General features: G+C 63.3%; 19 protein-coding genes and 1 pseudogene. 6 read left to right on the top strand and 14 right to left on the bottom strand.

The window, feature by feature from the left end:
* Positions 1-6: 6 nt before the first annotated feature.
* Positions 7-270 (bottom strand): MOFRL family protein, encoded by a 264-nt coding sequence (locus ON753_RS26770; RefSeq protein WP_418068013.1) that lies wholly within the window; start codon positions 268-270, stop codon positions 7-9.
* Positions 271-320: 50 nt separating this feature from the next.
* Positions 321-1,262 (bottom strand): glycerate kinase type-2 family protein, encoded by a 942-nt coding sequence (locus ON753_RS24600; RefSeq protein WP_323054782.1) that lies wholly within the window; start codon positions 1,260-1,262, stop codon positions 321-323.
* Between the two features lie 254 nt (positions 1,263-1,516).
* Here ON753_RS24600 and ON753_RS24595 point away from each other — a divergent pair, with 254 nt between their 5' ends.
* A complete protein-coding gene (locus ON753_RS24595; protein ID WP_265966472.1) occupies positions 1,517-1,906 on the top strand; it encodes a DUF427 domain-containing protein in 390 nt (129 codons plus the stop codon).
* A 54-nt stretch (positions 1,907-1,960) separates the two neighbouring features.
* On the opposite strand, the gene ON753_RS24590 is transcribed toward ON753_RS24595, so the two are convergent.
* From ON753_RS24590 to ON753_RS24570, 5 genes are read right to left on the bottom strand one after another with little or no spacing between them, the layout of a single operon-like run.
* A complete protein-coding gene (locus tag ON753_RS24590) occupies positions 1,961-2,332 on the bottom strand; it encodes a hotdog family protein (RefSeq protein ID WP_265966470.1) in 372 nt (123 codons plus the stop codon).
* Positions 2,329-2,718 (bottom strand): MaoC/PaaZ C-terminal domain-containing protein, encoded by a 390-nt coding sequence (locus ON753_RS24585; protein ID WP_265966468.1) that lies wholly within the window; start codon positions 2,716-2,718, stop codon positions 2,329-2,331. The genes ON753_RS24590 and ON753_RS24585 overlap by 4 nt, the downstream gene beginning before the upstream one ends.
* Complete coding sequence (locus ON753_RS24580; RefSeq protein WP_265966466.1) at positions 2,715-4,262, bottom strand: AMP-binding protein; 1,548 nt, start codon at positions 4,260-4,262, stop codon at positions 2,715-2,717. The genes ON753_RS24585 and ON753_RS24580 overlap by 4 nt, the downstream gene beginning before the upstream one ends.
* A gap of 43 nt (positions 4,263-4,305) precedes the next feature.
* Entirely contained in the window at positions 4,306-5,079 is a 774-nt protein-coding gene (locus ON753_RS24575; protein WP_265966464.1) for an enoyl-CoA hydratase/isomerase family protein, read from the bottom strand.
* Positions 5,080-5,089: 10 nt separating this feature from the next.
* Complete coding sequence (locus tag ON753_RS24570; RefSeq protein ID WP_265966462.1) at positions 5,090-5,716, bottom strand: TetR/AcrR family transcriptional regulator; 627 nt, start codon at positions 5,714-5,716, stop codon at positions 5,090-5,092.
* 381 nt (positions 5,717-6,097) lie between these two features.
* Between ON753_RS24570 and hemA the strand changes: the two genes are divergently transcribed.
* The gene (hemA, locus tag ON753_RS24565) at positions 6,098-7,315 is read left to right on the top strand and encodes a 5-aminolevulinate synthase (RefSeq protein WP_265966460.1); all 1,218 of its coding nucleotides are present in this window, start codon (positions 6,098-6,100) and stop codon (positions 7,313-7,315) included.
* Between the two features lie 210 nt (positions 7,316-7,525).
* On the top strand, positions 7,526-8,260 hold the full coding sequence (locus ON753_RS24560) for a DUF1194 domain-containing protein (protein ID WP_265966458.1): 735 nt from the start codon (positions 7,526-7,528) through the stop codon (positions 8,258-8,260).
* A gap of 139 nt (positions 8,261-8,399) precedes the next feature.
* On the opposite strand, the gene ON753_RS24555 is transcribed toward ON753_RS24560, so the two are convergent.
* From ON753_RS24555 to ON753_RS24525, 7 genes and pseudogenes are all read right to left on the bottom strand, one after another.
* The gene (locus ON753_RS24555) at positions 8,400-9,209 is read right to left on the bottom strand and encodes an alpha/beta fold hydrolase (protein WP_265966457.1); all 810 of its coding nucleotides are present in this window, start codon (positions 9,207-9,209) and stop codon (positions 8,400-8,402) included.
* Positions 9,206-10,267, bottom strand: coding sequence for a branched-chain amino acid ABC transporter permease (locus tag ON753_RS24550; protein ID WP_265966456.1), 1,062 nt, complete (start codon positions 10,265-10,267; stop codon positions 9,206-9,208). Before ON753_RS24550 ends, ON753_RS24555 begins: the two co-directional genes overlap by 4 nt.
* 10 nt (positions 10,268-10,277) lie before the next feature.
* Positions 10,278-11,306 carry a branched-chain amino acid ABC transporter permease gene (locus ON753_RS24545; protein ID WP_265966454.1) on the bottom strand — a complete coding sequence of 343 codons (1,029 nt, stop codon included), beginning with the start codon at positions 11,304-11,306 and terminating at the stop codon, positions 10,278-10,280.
* Positions 11,303-12,028 (bottom strand): ABC transporter ATP-binding protein, encoded by a 726-nt coding sequence (locus ON753_RS24540; RefSeq protein ID WP_265966452.1) that lies wholly within the window; start codon positions 12,026-12,028, stop codon positions 11,303-11,305. Before ON753_RS24540 ends, ON753_RS24545 begins: the two co-directional genes overlap by 4 nt.
* Entirely contained in the window at positions 12,028-12,810 is a 783-nt protein-coding gene (locus ON753_RS24535; RefSeq protein WP_265966450.1) for an ABC transporter ATP-binding protein, read from the bottom strand. Before ON753_RS24535 ends, ON753_RS24540 begins: the two co-directional genes overlap by 1 nt.
* A 134-nt stretch (positions 12,811-12,944) precedes the next feature.
* Positions 12,945-14,109 (bottom strand): annotated as a pseudogene (locus tag ON753_RS24530) (substrate-binding domain-containing protein).
* 404 nt (positions 14,110-14,513) lie between these two features.
* The gene (locus ON753_RS24525; RefSeq protein WP_265966449.1) at positions 14,514-15,290 is read right to left on the bottom strand and encodes an IclR family transcriptional regulator; all 777 of its coding nucleotides are present in this window, start codon (positions 15,288-15,290) and stop codon (positions 14,514-14,516) included.
* A 190-nt stretch (positions 15,291-15,480) separates the two neighbouring features.
* Between ON753_RS24525 and ON753_RS24520 the strand changes: the two genes are divergently transcribed.
* Genes ON753_RS24520 through ON753_RS24510 form a run of 3 tightly spaced genes read left to right on the top strand, consistent with a single transcriptional unit; the run spans position 15,481 to position 17,788 of the window.
* The gene (locus tag ON753_RS24520) at positions 15,481-16,245 is read left to right on the top strand and encodes an SDR family NAD(P)-dependent oxidoreductase (protein WP_265966447.1); all 765 of its coding nucleotides are present in this window, start codon (positions 15,481-15,483) and stop codon (positions 16,243-16,245) included.
* Complete coding sequence (locus ON753_RS24515) at positions 16,242-17,177, top strand: 2-dehydro-3-deoxygalactonokinase (protein WP_265966445.1); 936 nt, start codon at positions 16,242-16,244, stop codon at positions 17,175-17,177. The genes ON753_RS24520 and ON753_RS24515 overlap by 4 nt, the downstream gene beginning before the upstream one ends.
* Entirely contained in the window at positions 17,174-17,788 is a 615-nt protein-coding gene (locus ON753_RS24510) for a 2-dehydro-3-deoxy-6-phosphogalactonate aldolase (protein WP_265966443.1), read from the top strand. Before ON753_RS24515 ends, ON753_RS24510 begins: the two co-directional genes overlap by 4 nt.
* Positions 17,789-17,791 lie beyond the last annotated feature (3 nt).

Raw genomic sequence — 17,791 nt, 5'->3', positions numbered from 1 at the left:
CCATACCTAGCAAATCCATATCGCACGGAAGTCGTTCACATTGGTCAAGGTCGGCCCGGTGACGACCTGATCGCCCAGGGTCTCAAAGAAGCCATGGGCGTCATTGTTGTCCAACGCCCTGTCGACCGAAACGGCTGCCTTTTCCGCCTTCGACAGCGTCTGCGGCCCGATGACAGCGCCGGCAACCTCGGCCGCGCCGTCGACGCCGTCCGTATCGCAGGCAATGGCGTGGATGCCGGGTGCGCCCTTCAGCGCGAAGGCAAGCGCCAGGGCGTATTCGGCATTCGGTCCGCCGATGCCGTCGCCCCGGCGGGTGACCGTCAGTTCCCCCCGGACATCAGGATCAGCGGACGGCTGCTGCCGGACCGGGCCTCTTGGCGCTTGAGGGCGAGGGCCGCGTGTTCCTGCGCAACGTCGCGCGCTTCCCCTTCCAGCGCATCACCGAGGATTTCCACATCGCATCCGTTTTCTTCCGCCAGCAGCCGAGCCGCCTCGAGAGACTGGGACGGGGCCGCGAAGATCGTGTTGGTGACACGGGAAAGCCTGTCGTCATCCGGCGCAAGAACGCCGGTCCGCCCCGCCAGAACCTGACTGACCGAGGCCGGCACGTCGATCTTCCAGCGCTCCAGAATGGCTTTGGCGTCTTGCGGCGTGCTCGCATCGCCGACCGTTGGACCCGACCCGATCTCCGCTGGATCATCGCCGGGGACGTCGGACAGAAGCAGCGCCAGCATGCGTGCGGGATAAGCGGCTGCCGCAAGCTGGCCGCCCTTCACCCGGCTCAGGTGTTTGCGTACGATATTCATCTGCCCGATGGGCGCCCCAGAAACGAGCAGTTTCTGGTTGATATCCTGCTTTTCGCCCAAGGAGATGTCGCCGGCTGGCGCCGTCAGCAGGGCCGACGCGCCCCCGGAAATCAGAGCCAGGACAAAGTCGTCTTCGCCGAGACCTTCCAGCAGATCGAGCATCCGCTGCGTGGCGGAATGACCGATTTCATCGGGCACGGGATGGGCTGCCTCGACTATCTCGATGCCCTTGCATGGCCGGGCGTATCCGTAGCGGGTGATGACCAGCCCTTCGCACGGACCCCAGACCGCCTCGACCGCTTCCGCCATCCGGGCCGAGGCCTTGCCGGCCCCGACGACGACGACCCGTCCCGCCGGCTTTTCCGGCAGGGAGGCCGCGAGGCTCTTCATCGGATCTGCCACCTCGACGGCCCTTTGAAACAACCGCCTCAACAACTCCGTTACCTGCTCACCCATGAAAACCGCCTTGCTGCATGACCTGTTCTCTCTTGAATGTGGTTTCAGCAGATTTTTCAAGCGTCAGCCAGCCGCTTTCGGTTCTGTGAATGCCAAAACCGGCCGAAACATGTCTTCACGGCAATGTCACATGCTTGCCATTGCCCACCCGGGCCAGGCACCTCACGTACTGTATTGAACAAGCGACACCTGAAACCGTTGGGGTCGCTGAAAGACCCAGCCATTTCCCGGCGAGTAGACATGAGGAGAGCACGATGGCGACCCTGGAGAGCCCCGCATTGGACGAAGCGATCCGCAACCCCGATAACCCCTCCCATCTCATGGTGGTCAAGGACGTTCCCCGCCGCATCCGCGTCTACGCAGGCGACAAGCTGCTTGCCGACAGCACGAATGCGCTCCGCGTGATCGAGTTCGGCAAGTCGCTGTATGACCCGGTGATCTATGTTCCCGAAGCCGATCTGACCGCCTCCTTCAAGACGGTAGACAAGACCACCCATTGCCCGATCAAGGGCGATGCGAGCTATGTTGCCCTGGGCGGCGAGGAGATCGGCTGGGTGTACAAGGAACCAGACGCAAAGACCGACCGGATCGCCGCGCACTACGCGTTCTGGCCCGGCAAGACGCGTTTGGTGGAAGGCGATTAGCATCAGCGACCAGATCTGCAAGAGACTGCATAGCGAGAGCAGGCGGGGTCGCGTCTATTCCTTGCCGACGTCCTCGACATAGACCAGCGCCCGCCCCTGGCAGATGCGCGTGCCGTCTGCGGCCTCACAGACGGTTTCGAGATCGACCAGATGCTTTTCGGGCCTGAGGCGGGTGATCGTGACGGACGCCGTCAGTTCTTCGCCGACGGGAGCCGGCGCCAGGAATTCCAGGCTCTGCTTGAGATAGTTCGTGCCGCGCCCGGGCAGCCTAACGCCGAGCAGGTAGGAAAACAGGCCGCCGATCAGCGGGCCGGGAACCGTTTCAGGAACCTTCGTGTCATCGCCTGAAAGAAGCGCGAAGTCGCGCATGTCCTGGTCCGAATAGGTCCGGCTCAGTCGTGCCTGCTGTCCAGGTTCGAGGGTCATCGGTCTTCTCCAAGGTCGCAGGTTCCGGACAGCGCGACAGCGCCGTCCGCGCTGCGCCTGACCTCGATCACGATCTGATCGGGCCTGTCCGGATCACCGCTGAAGAAAAATGTCAGCTCCTCATCCGCATAGGCGGGATTGGGGAACATCAGGGTCTGCAGCTTGTGTGCCCTGCCGGGATAAAGCTCCTGAAGATGCGCATGGACGCGGGTGTAAAGCAGCATGCCGTGCGACACCGTGCGGCCGAAACGCGTGCGGGCGGAAAAGTCCGGATCGACATGGATGGGGTTGTCGTCCCCGGACAGCCTGGCGAAGGCGTCGAAATCGGCCTGCCTCGGAATCCAGGTGAAAGAGGCGCGTAGCGGCGCATCTGCGGTGAGGCTCATACTCGGGCATCCTCCGGTGTCGTTTCGGTCAGAAAGGCGTCCTTCACGACGTTCTTGCGCACTTTCCCTGCGGCCGTGCGGGGAAGATCCGCCACGACGGAAAAGCTCTTCGGGATCTTGTAGGGAGCGAGCTGCTGGCGGCACCAGCCGGACAGGCTGTCCGTGTCCAGCTCTTCGCCGGGCCGGACGATCAGGAAGGCCGCACCGACTTCGCCCCATTTTTCGTCCGGAACGCCGATGACCACGGCCTCCAGGACCGCCGGATGGCCGACCAAGACCTTCTCGACTTCCGCAGGGTAAACATTCTCGCCGCCGGAGATGTACATGTCCTTGATCCGGTCGACGATGTAGTAATAACCGTCCTCGTCGCGCCGGGCGACATCCCCGGATTTCAGCCAGCCGTCCACCGTGAACGCGGCCGCTGTCGCTTCCGGATTGTCCATATAGCCGGGCGTGACATTCGGACCGCGGAACTGGACTTCCCCCTCGCCCGGCCCTTCCACGATCCCGCTGTCACCGTCGGCGAGCCGGACGTCGGTCAGGATCTGCGGCTTGCCGACCGAGCCGATTTTTTCCGCCGCGTGCGCCTTGTCCATCAGGAACACGGTCGGCCCCGTCTCCGTCATGCCCATGCCGTTGCAGATGGTGACGCCGCGTTTGCGGAAATCGTTGAGAAGGTGCCGGGGAACCGGCGCGCCGCCGCATCCCAGCGAGCGGACGCCTGAAAAATCCGTCTTGCCAATCCTGGGTGAAAGCGCCAGCGCCTGATAGATCGCCGGCACGCCAAAGAAATTCGTTACCTCGCCCGCATCGATCAGATCCAGAATCCTGTCCGCATCGAACTTGCGCAGGACCGTCGAAGAGCCTCCGTTCAGGAAGATCGGCAGCGTCGGCAGATTGATGCCTGCCGTGTGGAACAGCGGCAGGAAGTTGACGCCCTTTTCGCCGACCGTGAGACCGGTCGCCTGACTGTAATTGATCATGTTGGCATAGGCCATGCCCGCGGTCTGAATGACCGCCTTGGGCAGGCCTGTGGTGCCGGAGGTAAACAGCAGATACCAGGGCGCATCGGCCCTGATCCGGCCGCAGCCGATTGCGGCCGGGCTTGCGTTCCTGAGCAGGGCGTCCAGCGCACTGCCGGCGTCCCGCGTGGCGCCGAGCGGCAGCAGGCGGATGCCGGTGTCGGAGACCAGGTCCCCGGCCGTTTCGGCGCAGTCGCCGTCGTGAAACAGGACCCTTGCTCCGGAAGCTTCCAGGATGGGCGCCAACTCCGCCACTGGCTGGCGCCAATTGAGCGGCACCAGTTGGATCCCGGTCTTCTGAGCCGCAAACAGCAGAACGAAGAAATCGGGATGGTTCAGGCAAAGAACCGCCGCCCGGTCGCCCTTTCCAAGTCCCCGGTCCAGCAGCAGGTTGCCGAGCCGGCTGGCGCGGCTGTTGACCTCGCAGAACGTGAAGCTGCGGCCGGTGTCGTGATCGGTAAAGGCGACCGCCTCCGGCGTCAGTTCGGCCCGTTTGGCCGCCATGTCTGTCAAAAACTCCATGTGTCCTCCCCAACACCTGGTGTTCGAATCTCTTCTGAAGGCCTCAGGCGCGCTGCCGTGTGAAGCGTTTCATGCCGTCGAGCGTTTCCGGCCGTTCGACAAGCTCCAGAAACCGGGCCCTCTCCAGGTCGAGACGGCGGCGGACCTCTTCCCGCCTCCGCTCATCCCAGACCCCTTGCCGGGTGACCCGGTGCGTTCGGGCAAAGCCCTTGCCGAGGTCATCCACCCAGGCATCGATCTGTGTCGCCAGTTCCGAGCGCGGGCAAACGCTTGAAGCCAGCCCGAGGGCCAGGGCTTCGGCGGCGCCGATCCGCGCGTTGCGGTACTGGATCTCGAGCGCCTTCGACGGACCGACCCGGTCAGGAAGGAGCGCGGTCCAGCCGCCATCGGGCGCGAACCCGACCTCGCAATAGTAGGGCTGCAGGAACGCGCGGTCCGACATCGCGACCATGTCGGCAGCAAACAGCAGCCCCGCCGATCCGCCGGTCACGGCACCATTGACGGCGGCAAGAACCGGCGCGGGAAACGCGAGCAGCTCGAGAATGGCGTCATGCAGGTCGCCGACCAGGCCTTCCGAATAGTCCCTGAGCGCCTGCCGCGAGCCCGCGTGTTCCAGGAAACCGGCGATGTCGCCGCCGGTCGAAAAACTGTGTCCCCGGCCGGACAGCACCAGCGCGGCAGGTTCCTGCTCCGCCAATTCCGCGAGGGCGGATCGCAATGCGCCCGTCAGCGGCGGCACAAGCGCGTTGTGGCGTTCGGGCCGGTTGAGCCAGAGCCAGACCGCGCCATGCCGCCATTCTGTTTCGACAAGGCTCACGGCATGGGCCTCACGGCTTGATACCGTTGGCAATCAGGTCGTATGCGCCGGCAACGAGCTCGGGGATCGGCCTGCCGGTCTTGAAGACGACCAGTTGCTCGCCAAGCGCGCGGCCGATCCCCATCAGCGCCCAGGCCCTGATCTCGGCATCGCCCGGCGAAATCTGTCCGGCCTGTTCGGCCGCGATCAGTCCGGAACGGTAGCCGGCGGCGAAAGTCTGGTAGTATTCCCGGTAGGCCTGCGGGTCGACGAAAAGAGCTTCCTGGACGATCCGGTAAAGATCCGGATGGGCACAGACGAATTCCAGAAACGCCGTCAGGCCGGCCTTTTCGGCCTCCAGCCTGTCGTCAATTCCCAGAGTTGCGTCCGCGATCGTGTGGCGGACGAGGCGGCCCATTTCCAGCACCAGCTCGGAGAACACCTGTTCCTTGGTGTTGAAGTAGATGTAGAACGTGCCTTGGGCGACACCTGCCTCACTGGTAATGTGGCCGATGGAAGCGTCGTTATAGCCCCTCGCGCCGATAACGCGTTCCGCCGCGGAGAGAATCGCCTTGCGCGTTGCTTCGCCGCGAGCTGTTTTCGGTTGATTGCCGGACGCCTTCTGCAGCGCCTCCGCATCTCCGGCCGATCTGTTCACGTCCGGACCCTCCCAACGTTCCTGAAACATGAATCAGTATTCATGTTTGCTCCGGGAAAGCAAGAGACTTGTTGGCAACACTCGCATTTCCGCGCGGCCTGCCTATATTTTCGCTAGAATTTCCGAAGGGGTGTTTTAGCGGTTTGCGAGCGAATTCAGGCAGCTGCACCCGGTCCGAGGACCTATGGCGTTTGGACGCATCTGCGTCATTTGACCTTGATCAAGGACGGAAGTTTGGTAATGCAGTTTTGAATAGCTACAAGTTACCTGCTAGGCTGGGGTTGGACGCCATGGTCTCAGGCATGTGAAAAGCCGCAGATGCGCGCGGCATAGAGAGAGAGGGCGCTGCGGTACACGCGCAGCGAAGAGAGGACCGGTTTCATGGACGTGAATGCGTATCTGGAAGAACGCCTTAACAAACTTCATGACAACGGAAATTACCGGATCTTCGCCGACCTGGAACGCCAGGCCGGAAGCTTTCCGCGTGCCACGCGCTACCGTGAGGACGGCTCCGTTCAGGAGGTCACCGTCTGGTGCTCCAATGATTACCTCGGCATGGGCCAGAACGAGAAGGTCGTCGGCGCCATGCAGGAAGTCATCGCGAAATGCGGCGCAGGCGCGGGCGGAACGCGCAATATTTCCGGCACCAATCACTATCACGTCCTCCTGGAGCGGGAACTGGCGGATCTGCACGGCAAGGAAGCCGCGCTGATCTTCACCTCCGGCTATGTTTCCAACTGGGCGGCTCTCGGCACCCTGGCCTCCCAGGTCCCGGGCATAATCGTCTATTCCGACTCCCTCAATCATGCTTCCATGATCGAGGGCATCCGCCACGCGCGCTGCGAAAAACGCATCTTCAAGCACAACGACGTTGCCGACCTGGAACGGCTGATGGCGGCCGATGATCCGGATGCGCCGAAACTGGTGGCATTCGAAAGCGTCTACTCCATGGACGGGGACATTGCCCCGATCAGGGAGATCTGCGACGTTGCCGACAAGTACGGCGCGCTGACCTATCTCGACGAAGTGCACGCGGTCGGCATGTACGGCCCGCGCGGCGGCGGTGTAGCCGAACGCGAAGGCCTGATGGACCGCCTGACGATCATCGAGGGCACGCTCGGCAAGGCCTTCGGCGTCATGGGCGGTTACATCACCGGGTCCAGGACGGTTGTCGACTTCATCCGCTCCTTCGCTTCCGGCTTCATTTTCACCACGGCTCTGCCGCCGGCACTTGCCGCAGGCGCGGCCGCATCCATTCGTCACCTGAAAGACAGCCCCTTCGAGCGCAAGGCGCACAAGGCGCGGGTCGCCCAGGTGCGCGCCGCCCTCGACAAGCGCGGCATCCCGCATATGGACAATGACAGCCATATCGTTCCGGTGATGGTGGGTGATGCCAAGAAGTGCAAATGGCTCTCCGACATTCTGCTGGAGACCTACGGCATCTATGTGCAGCCGATCAACTATCCGACGGTTCCGGTCGGCACCGAGCGCCTGCGCTTCACACCGACCCCGCTGCACACGGCCGATGACATCGAACACCTCGCCAGTGCGATCAACGACCTGTGGTCCCAGTGCGCCCTCGCCCGCGCCGTGGCGTGAGCTGATCCAGTCAAATGATTTGGCAGGCCCGCTCTCATAGAGGGCGGGTTTTTCTGTTTCGCCCCGCTAAACCTGTCATTCCGGCTGGAGCAACTGGCGTTCGCGCCCGCCGGCGGCACACCTCAGCAGCAAATCCACACGCCACCTTTTCCTTTTCCGCTGTCACGCCCTAGCTAATCAAAAAGTGCCTGATTGCCGGAGCGGATCGTGATGCGGATGTTTTTGGCCGTAGTTGCCTGTTTCCTGTTTCTCTCCAGTCCTGCCCGCAGCGATGAGGTGGATCTCGAACTGGTCCTGCTGGCGGATGCCACGGGTTCGATCGACGACGGTGAAATCCGCTTTCAGCGGTCCGGATACGCCGAGGCGATCACCGATCCGTCGGTGCTGAGCGCTATTACCGGCAACGTCCATGGCAAGATCGCCCTCACCTATGTGGAATGGGCCGACATGGCCTCCCAGCATGTCGTGGTCGATTGGATGGTGGTCGACGGCATGGCGTCGGCACGGGACTTTGCGGCAAGGCTGATGGACGTGCCGCGTGAGGCCTATGGGCGAAATGCGATCGGCGCCGCCCTCTTGAGGGGCAAGGACCTGATCGACACCAATGAGCACACCGGCCTGCGCCGCGTCATCGATCTTTCCGCCGACAGCGCCAACAACTGGAACGGCCCGACCATTGCCGAAGCCCGGGAGACGGTGGTCTCCTCCGGCATCGTCATCAACGGTCTTGCCGTCCTCTGCCGGCACTGTTCGGGCCGCCCGGTTGCCTATGATCTGGAGGACAGGTTCTACCGCGACATCATCGGCGGGCCGGCAGCATTTGTGGTAACGGCGGACAGCCCCGCGACCTTTGCCGATGCCGTGCGCAAGAAACTGATCCTGGAAATCGCCGCCCGCCCCGCCGATGCGGATCAGCTGCTCAATCAACTGGCGCAACGCCGCTGAAGGCACCGCTGGACGTCGCGGCAACAAAGTCCTCATCTTGAGGAGGTCCGACAGGACCGTCTCAGGATGAGGCTGCGTGCCCAGCTTCTCGCGAGTTTAGATCAACCTGCGTTCAGGTTGTTCCGCGCCTGCTGAGAGCCTAGCACCTGATCGGCTTCCCCCGGATCACATCCAGCAGCAGCCTATTGAACCTCGCCGGCTCTTCCAGATGCGGCGCGTGGCCGGAGCTTTCAAACTGGTGGAGGTGAAGACCCGGCACGTGTTCCTGATGCCAGCGGTGCACGGCCGGCCCGTAGAGCTGGCTCCGCAGGCCGGCCGCCAGATGGAGCGGCACGGGGAACTCCTTCAGGAACGGCCGGAAATCCTGCGCGGTGAGCGAGGCCCACATCGGCTTCAGAAGGGCCGGGTCCGCCGCTTCGATCTGCGCTGTGGCAAAGGCCAACAGCTCGGGATCGGTCGGCAGATCGTCCGCGAACAGCCGCCTTGCGATCCTGCCCGGCAATCTGGCCCAGTCGGCGACCATGACGTCCAGCACATGGGCGTTGAGCTCCGCGGTCAGGCCGCTGATGGTTCCGTTCCGCCAGTCTTCGCTGTTGAGCACTTTCGGTGACATGTCGATGGCAACGACAGAGGCGATGCGTCCGCTCCCGTGGCGTTCCAGCATTGCATAGGAAACCAGCGCGCCCATGGACCAGCCGCACAGCACCGCGTTGCGCACATCCCGTTCCTCCAGCGAGGCGTGAACGGCATCGGCGGCCGACTCGATGCTCAGCGGCAGCCGGCCGCCGGTTTTTCGGTGGCCGGGCAGGTCCGGCACGATGCAGTGGGCATGGGATTTCAACGCGTCCATCTGGCCCTGAAAGAACTGGCCGGGACAGGACCAGCCGTGGATCATCACCAGCGGGCGCCCCGCGCCCTCCTCCCGGATATGAAGCAATTGACCGCTCACCCGCGTCCTGCCCTGAGCCGCCCGACAATTCCGGTGGGGAAGAAGTAGACCGACAGGATGAACAGAATGCCCAGCCAGAGCAGCCAGCGTTCCGGCGCCACAAGCATCGAGACGAGCGGAACCGCGCTGGTCGCTTCGGACGCGGCGCCCATCAGGTCCTGCAGATAGGTCTGCGCCAGAATGAACAGGGTCGCCCCGAGGACGGCTCCGTAGAGCGTGCCCATGCCACCGATCACGACCATCAGCAGGATGTCGATCATGATCTCCAGGGAAAGCGTCGTCGCCGGACCGGTGTAGCGCAGCCAGATCGCCAGCAGCGAGCCTGCAAGCGCCGCCATGACGGCGGAAAGCACGGTAGCTGTCGTCCGGTACCAGACGACGCGGTAGCCGATCGCCTCGGCCCGGAACGCATTGTCACGCACCGCCTTGAGCGTGCGGCCGAAGGGCGAATTGACGATCCGGAGCATCACCAGAAACAGCATCACCGAGACGAAGAACACCAGGTAATAGGCGAGCAGCTTGCCGTTGATGCGCACGTCGAAGATCTTTTCGTCGATCAGCTTGAAGGCCGGCGTCAGCTCGCGCGGGATCTTGTAGTTGAGCCCGTCCTCGCCGCCGGTCAGCCAGGAGAGCTGCGACACGAGGACCGCAAAGGCGCTGGCAACCGCCAGCGTCACCATTGCGAAGAAGATCGCCTTGACGCGCAGGGAAAACAGCCCGATGGCAAGCGCGAAGAGCGCCGCCACGCCGGCCCCTGCCGCCATTCCCCAGATCAGCGCCCCGTATCCCGGGCCCGTCGTCGACAGGGCGAGGGCCGTGCCGTAGGCGCCGATGCCAAAGAACATCGTATGCGCGAAGGAAACGATGCCTGTGTAGCCGAGCAGGAGATCATAACTCGCCACCAGCACGATGAAGATGCAGATGCGCGCCGCAGTTTCCACCGACTTGGTGCCGGGAAAGAGAAACGGCGCGAAGGCGAGCGAGATCAGGATGATCAGCAGGAGCGCCGTCAGGAGGCTGCTGCGCGGCGTGTCGCCGGAAAGAAGTCTGGTGAGCATGTCCGCGTCCTCACTTCGCCTTGACGACCGGGTAGAGCCCCTGCGGACGCCACATCAGGATGACCACCATCAGCGCGATGGTCGAGACAAGGGCGACCTTCGGAGCAAGGAATGCGGTGTAATTGGCCAGCAGGCCGACCAGCATCGCGCCGATGAAACAGCCCTCGACCGAGCCGAGCCCGCCGATAATGACCACGATGAAGACCGGCACCATGATGTCCGAGCCCATATGCGCCGTGATCGTCTCCTGATAGAGCCCCCACATGACCCCGCCGAGACCGGCAAGCGCCGAACCGGTCATGAACACGATGAGGAACAGGCGGCGGATACGATAGCCGAGCGCCTCGACCATCTCGCCGTTCTCGACGCCGGCCCGGACGAGAAGCCCGACCTTGGTGTACTTGAGAACGTGGCGCATGGCCAGGAACAGCGCGAGCCCGACGCCGACCGCCACGAGACGGTATTTCTCGATGGCCGCCTCGCCGATCACCAACGCGCCCTGAAAGGCCTCCGGCCGGGAAAGGTGCAGTTCATCCGGCCCCCAGACCACATAGATCATCTGCTGGGCGACGATCAGCCCGCCCATGGTCACCAGGATCTGTTTCAGATGCTCGCCATAGACGGGCATCACGATCACCCGCTCGAAGGCGATCCCGAGCAGGCCGGTGACGACCATGGCCGCCAGAATGGCGATCAGCACCGCCGCAAGGTTCAGCATCACGCTGGGAGACGCCGTCCAGCCCGCCAGCCAGGCCAGCACCGTGAAGCCGACAAAGGCACCGACCGCCACGAAGGCGCCGTGGCCGAAATTGATCACGTCCATCAGTCCGAAAACCACGGTGAGGCCCGAAGCCATGATGAAGACCATCATGCCCATCGCCAGCCCCGCGACCGTCAGCGTCAGCCAGCTGGCCGGATCGCCGATCGCGACAAGCCCGACGACCGCAAGCAAGGGCACGAGCAGGACCGGCAGCTTCTGGAAAAACTGCTCCTTCAGCGGGATCCTCTCGATCCGCGGTTTGATTGCTGTCCCGTTCATTGGTGCGCCTCCAGGCTCAGGCCCATCAGTTTTTCCTGCAAGGCGGCGTCCGCAGCCAGTTCCTGCATGGATCCGGAATGAATGATACGGCCGTCGTCCATCACGGCGACGGTGTCGCCGATGCTGGAGGCCATGGCGAAATTCTGTTCCACCAGCAGGATGGTCGTGTCGGTTTCCTTCAACTCCCGCAAGGCATCGCTCATCGCCTTGATGACCGCCGGCGCCAGACCCTTGGTCGGCTCGTCGATCAGGATCAGCCGGCGCGGCTCGATGATCGCCCGGGCGACGGACAGCATCTGCTTCTGTCCCCCGGAAAGCGTGCCGGCGGAGGAATTCCAGAAGGTGCCGATGGGCGGAAACAGCTCCTTGATCCAGGCAAGGCGCTTTGCATCCATCGGGCCGTTCGCCGCCGCAAGAAGCATATTCTCCGCAACGGTCAGATCGGTGAAGATCCCCATGTCTTCCGGCACGAAGGCAATGCCGCGCCGGGAGATCTCGGGTGTCGCCAGGCTGGTGATGGCATGATCGTCAAACTGGATCTCGCCCCGGCTGGCGGTCCACAGCCCCATGATCGTGCGCAATGTGGTGGTCTTGCCCGCGCCATTGCGGCCGAGCAGCACGGTCACCCCGCCCTCGGGCACGATCAGATCCACGCCCTGGAGAATATGGTAGGGGCCGATATGGGTGTGAACGCCATAGAGGGAAAGCAGTGTCGAAGCCATTATGCCGCCTCCCCCGAGCTTTCCGGTGCCTTGCCGAGATAGGCTTCCTGCACGATCGGCAGCGCGATCACGTCCGCCGGATCGCCATCGGCAACCAGTTCGCCGTTGTGGAGAACGATGATCCGGTCCGCAAGGCTGCGGATCACGTCCATCTTGTGCTCCACGAGCAGGATCGTGCGATCCATGTCGCTCTTCAGCTTCTGGATGAGTTCGAGGATGACGGGCACTTCATCGACGCTCATGCCCGCCGTCGGTTCGTCGAACATCAGAACCTGGGGGCCCATGGCGATCAGCAGCGCCACTTCCAGCTTGCGCTGGTCGCCATGCGACAATGAGGAGACGATCCTGTCGGCATGTTCCAGCAGGCGGACTTCCGAAAGCACGTGGTTGGCCCGCTCCACAAGCTCCACATGGCTCTCGGCGATGGAGAAGAGATCGAACCCCTTGCGCGCCTTCGCCTGAACCACGAGCCGGACATTCTCGCGCACGCTCAAGCTGGGAAACAGGTTGGTGAGCTGGAAGGCCCGTCCGATACCGCGGTCGGTGCGCTCCGGCACGGACATCCGGGTGATCGCCTCGCCGTTCAGCAACACCGTGCCGCTGGTCGCCGTCAACTGGCCGGAGATCAGATTGAAATAGGTGGTTTTCCCCGCGCCGTTCGGCCCGACGATCGCGGTGAGGCTCCCCCGGTCAAAACTGCAGGAAACCCGGTCCACCGCCACATGGCCGCCGAAGCGGATGGTCAGGTCCCTGGTTTCCAGAATGGCGTGTTCCCTGGCCACGGCAAATCCTCAGGCTTCAATGAGAGTTCAAGGCGAAGGAGGGCCCGGCCGGACCGACATCGGACCGACCGGTCGGGAGACGGCCTTGCGGGCCGCGCGGCGAGCAGGTCGGACCGCCGCGTGCCGCAAAGGTATCACTTGTTGCGGATCGGGATGTTCATGTCCTCGATCTTGAGCTCGCGCACCAGCTCCGGAATACCCCATTCGACATCCGGATCGACCTTGATCTTGAAGTGATACATGGATTGCAGCGCCTGATGGTCCTCTGCGCGGAACACCATCTTGCCCTTCGGCGTCTCGAATTCCATGCCTTCCATCGCGGCGATAAGATCCTCGGTGTCCGTCGAGCCCGCCTTGCGGATCGCCTCGACGATGGCAATGCCGGCCGACATGCCGCCCGCGGTGAAGAAATCGGGCGGGGCATCGAAACGCTTCTGGTGTTCGGCAACCAGCCAGTCGTTCACCGGATTCTTCGGGATCTCGTAGTAGTAATAGGTCGCCCCTTCCATGCCGGGCAGATCCTTGTAGGCCTTCATGGCCGCCAGGATGTTGCCGCCGGTCGCGATCTCGATGCCGAAGCGCTCCGGCTCCATGGCATTGATCTTGCTGATCGGATTGCCGCCGCCGGCCCAGATCACGAACAGGAACTTGCGGCCCGGCGCGTCCTTCAGGGCATCGAAGATGCGCTGTGCGTTGGCGGTGAAATCCTGGGTGTCGGTCGGCGCGTATTCCTCGAAGACCAGCTCAGCGCCAGTGCCCTCCAGGGCTTCCTTGAAGGCGGCGACCCCGTCGCGGCCGAAAGCGTAATCCTGGGCCAGCGTGGCAATGGAGACGCCTTCCTGGCCAAGCGCGACCGCGTTGGAAATGGCATCCTGGGAGGAGTTGCGCGCGGTGCGGAAGATGTAGCGGTTCCAGTTTTCGCCGGTAATCGAGATCCGCCACTGCCGGCTCCACGATCAGGATCTTTTCATATTCCTCGGCAACGGGCAGCATGGCGAGCGCAACCCCGGAGGAAACCGGACCGACCGCGATGTCGACCTCATCATCCCCATAGGCTTCCGCCAGCGCCGCCTTGCCGACATCCGGCTTCAGCTGCGTGTCTTTCTCGATGACCGTGATTTTGCGGCCGTCGATTTCCATCGTCCCGTCCGTGGCGTATTCCAGCCCCATCATCAGCCCGGTATGCGATTGCTTGGCATAAGCTTCCAAGGCACCGGTTTTGCCGTAGACATGGGCGATCTTGATATCCTCGGCCAGGGCACTCGAAGTGCCGGCCGCCGCCAGGCCAATGCTTGCCATAAGCGGCAGGGCCCAGCGCAAAGCGCGTTTCGTCATGAATAGTCCTCCCAATGAGCGCAAGGCCCGGCGCGCCGTTTCAGGCCGCTCCCACAGCCTGCGCGAACCATCAATCTGCCTGACGCTGAGCTGTATATGAAACCTGAATCAGTATTCATGTCAACAAGAGATCCTGCGTTCACCATGCGGGATGGACGCGTACGCAGGCGCCCGAGACCTGCCCCGACTGCTCGCACCCGCGTCGGGCGCGCGGGATTATCGGGATCTTGTCGTGATCTCGTGCCTTGTGATGACAAAGTGTGCCGAGCCGCATGCAACGATGGACACCGGCCGGCCATCGTGCCCGGCCCCACACCGCTCCGCGTCGCGTCCCGCGCAAGCCGTGACGACGGCCGCCTGGAAAGTGATCAGGCTGGAAACTGCCAGTCTTCGACGGCGGCCGCGATCCTGGCGGCCGTACCCAGAAGCGCCGGGCGCAGTTCCGTCAAGTCCTCGACGCTCTTCCGGCGCGTGGACGTGGTGACCGAAAGGGCTCCGACAGGCCGGCCCTTCGAGGACAGGATCGGCGCGGCGATGCAGATGATGCCGGGTTCGTGTTCTTCCCGGTCGAAGGCAATGCCGTCCTCTCTGATCCTTGCAAGATCAGCCCGCAACGCCTCTTCGCTGGTCAGCGTTGCCGGCGTAAAGCGGTAGAAAGACTGCTTCTTGAGAACGTCATCGAGCTCGGCAGCCCCCAGAAACGCCATCAGCGCCTTCCCCACGCCGGTGCAATAGGCGGGACCGACCTTGCCGGCCTGGGAAAACATATCGATCGGGTCGGCGGCATTGCGCTTTTCGACATAGAGCACCTGCCCGCTGTCCAACTGCGCAAGGTGAACGGTTTCGCCGACCGTTTCGGCCAGCGCCTTCACGAAAGGCCGGGCGATCGGCGCGATCGAGCTCTGCCGCCAGGCGGCGTGAGCCAGCCTGACAAGGCGGATGCCGAGCGAATAGGTCTGGCGCTGATCGTCATAGACCAGCATGCCCTGGCTCACCAGGGTCTGCAGCAGGCGGTAAAGCGTTGCCTTGGGATGAGAGCTCTTCGCCAGCAGTTCGGAGAACCGCACCGGCCGTCCGACTGCGGCAACCCTGTCGAGCACCTCCAGCGCCTTGCCGACCGTCCCGATGCCCGCTTGTCTGCTCATCATCTTCTCCAGTCGCCCGGGTTTCTTCTCCCGCCCCTGTTGACAACCTAACGCGGATCGCAGCAAAGTATCAACATGCAAAACAATGTTCCAAATAATGGAACTATTGTGGAAGAACATCAAATGTTCCTATGCTGAAAACCTCCGCCTGCCCGCCAGACGTCTCTTTGAACGCACGAAGGAAACATCCATGGTCGCGAATTTTCCAGATCTCAAGGACGCATCGGTTTTCATCACCGGCGGCGGCTCCGGTATCGGCGCGGCACTGACCGACGGCTTCCTGGGCCATGGGGCGAAGGTCGCCTTTGTTCAGCGCTCGGACGCCGCCCCCTTCTGCGACGAGATGGAGAAGAAGCACGGCAGCCGTCCGCTGTTCCTCTCCTGCGACATTACGGACATCGCCGCCCTCAAGGCCTCCATGGAAAAGGCTGCCGAGGCCCATGGCGCCATCACGGTGCTGGTCAACAACGCCGCGAACGACACGCGCCACAAGGCGGAAGAAGTCGACGAGGCCTTCTGGGAGTGGTCCATCGGCATCAATCTGAAGGCCTATTACTTTGCCTGCCAGCAGGTGATCGCCGGAATGCGCGCGGCCGGCGGCGGGTCGATCGTCAATTTCTCGTCGATCTCGTACATGATGGGTGCGGCCGGGTATTCCGTCTACACGACCGCCAATTCCGGCATCAACGGCATGACCCGCAGCCTTGCCCGGGAATTCGGTCCGGAAAACATCCGCGTCAACGCCATTGCCCCCGGCTGGATCCTCACCGAGCGGCAGAAAGAGCTCTGGGTGACGCCGGAGTCGCTCGCCGCCCATATCGACCGCCAATGCCTCAAAAGGGAACTTGTGCCCGACGACATAGTCGATCCGGTTCTCTTCCTTGCCTCGAAAGCCAGCCGGGCGATGACGGGCCAGGCCCTGGTCGTCGACGGCGGGGTCGCGGTGACCGGATGAGCTCACACGCAAAAGCCGCCTGGATCGCCGTCGATTGGGGGACGAGCAACCTGCGCATCTGGGGTCTCGACCCGGCGGGCAATGCGGTTGCCCACCGCATCTCGGACAAGGGCATGGGCGCGCTTTCAAGGGACGAATTCGAACCGGCGCTTCTGGAACTGATCGGCGACCTGCTTGAGAGCGACGGCACGACCCCTATCATCATCTGCGGCATGGCGGGCGCGCGCCAGGGCTGGCTGGAAGTACCCTACATAAGCGCGCCCTGTGCACCGCCGGGCATTGCCGAAGCCACGGCGGTTCACGCGCAAGATCCGCGGCTGGACGTGCGCATCCTGCCGGGCATCATGCAATCCGACCCCGCCGACGTCATGCGCGGAGAAGAAACGCAGATCGCCGGGTTTCTGGCTGAAAACCCGGGCCATACAGGCACGCTCTGCCTGCCCGGCACCCATACGAAATGGGTCGCGCTTCGCGGCGGCCGGGTCGAGCGCTTCCGCACCTGCATGACCGGAGAGACCTTCGCGCTCCTTGCCAAGCATTCCGTGCTGCGCCACGGTTTGTCCGCCGACGATGTCGATCAGGATGCCTTCAGGAAGGCCGTTACCGAAATGGCCGCAGCGCCCCAGGCGCTTGCGGTGGAGCTTTTCGGCATCCGCGCGGCCGGTCTCGTTGCCGGGCTTTCGCCGCAGGCCGCCGCAGGCAGATTGTCTGGATTGCTGATCGGAGCGGAGCTCGCCGCAGTCAGGGACGAGTTCGACTTCGCCGAAGTCTGTCTGCTGGGCAGCGACAGGATCGCCAAGGCCTATCAGGCCGCGCTGGACTGCCACGGCTGCAAGGCCAGGCTCCTCGATGCGGACACTATTACACTGAGCGGCCTCGCGCTCGCCTATTCTCACCTTTCAGTTTCTTCCCATTCGGGGGCACGCTCATGAACCGGAACCTCATCGCGATCCTGAGGGGCCTCACCCCTGCCGAAGCGCTCCCGGTCACCGAATGCCTGATAGAGGCCGGGATCACCCGCATCGAAGTGCCGCTCAATTCGCCCGAACCGCTCAAGAGCATCGAGGCGATGGCGAAGACATATTCCAGCCAGGCCGAAATCGGGGCGGGGACCGTCCTGGAGCCGAGCCAGGTGCTTGCGGTCAAGGGGGCCGGCGGCACGCTGATCGTCTCTCCGGACTGCAATCCGAATGTCATCAAGACCACCAGGGCGGAAGGCATGTCGTCTTTCCCGGGCGTCATGACCCCGAGCGAATGTTTCACCGCCTTGCGGAGCGGCGCCAATGGCCTGAAGTTCTTCCCCGCCTCGCTCATCGGCCCGGCGGGCCTCAGGGCCATGCTCGCCGTCCTGCCGAAAGGCACGGCGACCTATGCGGTCGGCGGCGCGGGACCGGACAATTTCAAGGACTGGCTCGAAGCCGGCGCGACCGGCTTCGGTATCGGCACAGCCCTCTTCAAACCCGGATTTACCGTTGCGGACATCAAGGCCCGCGCACAAGAAATCGTCGCCGCCTATGACACGGCCGTTGCAGCAAGCGAGTGAATT

The sequence above is a fragment of the Roseibium salinum genome, from assembly GCF_026240905.1.
GTDB lineage: Bacteria > Pseudomonadota > Alphaproteobacteria > Rhizobiales > Stappiaceae > Roseibium > Roseibium salinum.
The sequence above is the reverse complement of the archived record's forward strand: the minus strand, read 5'-3'. Positions and strand labels throughout refer to the sequence as shown.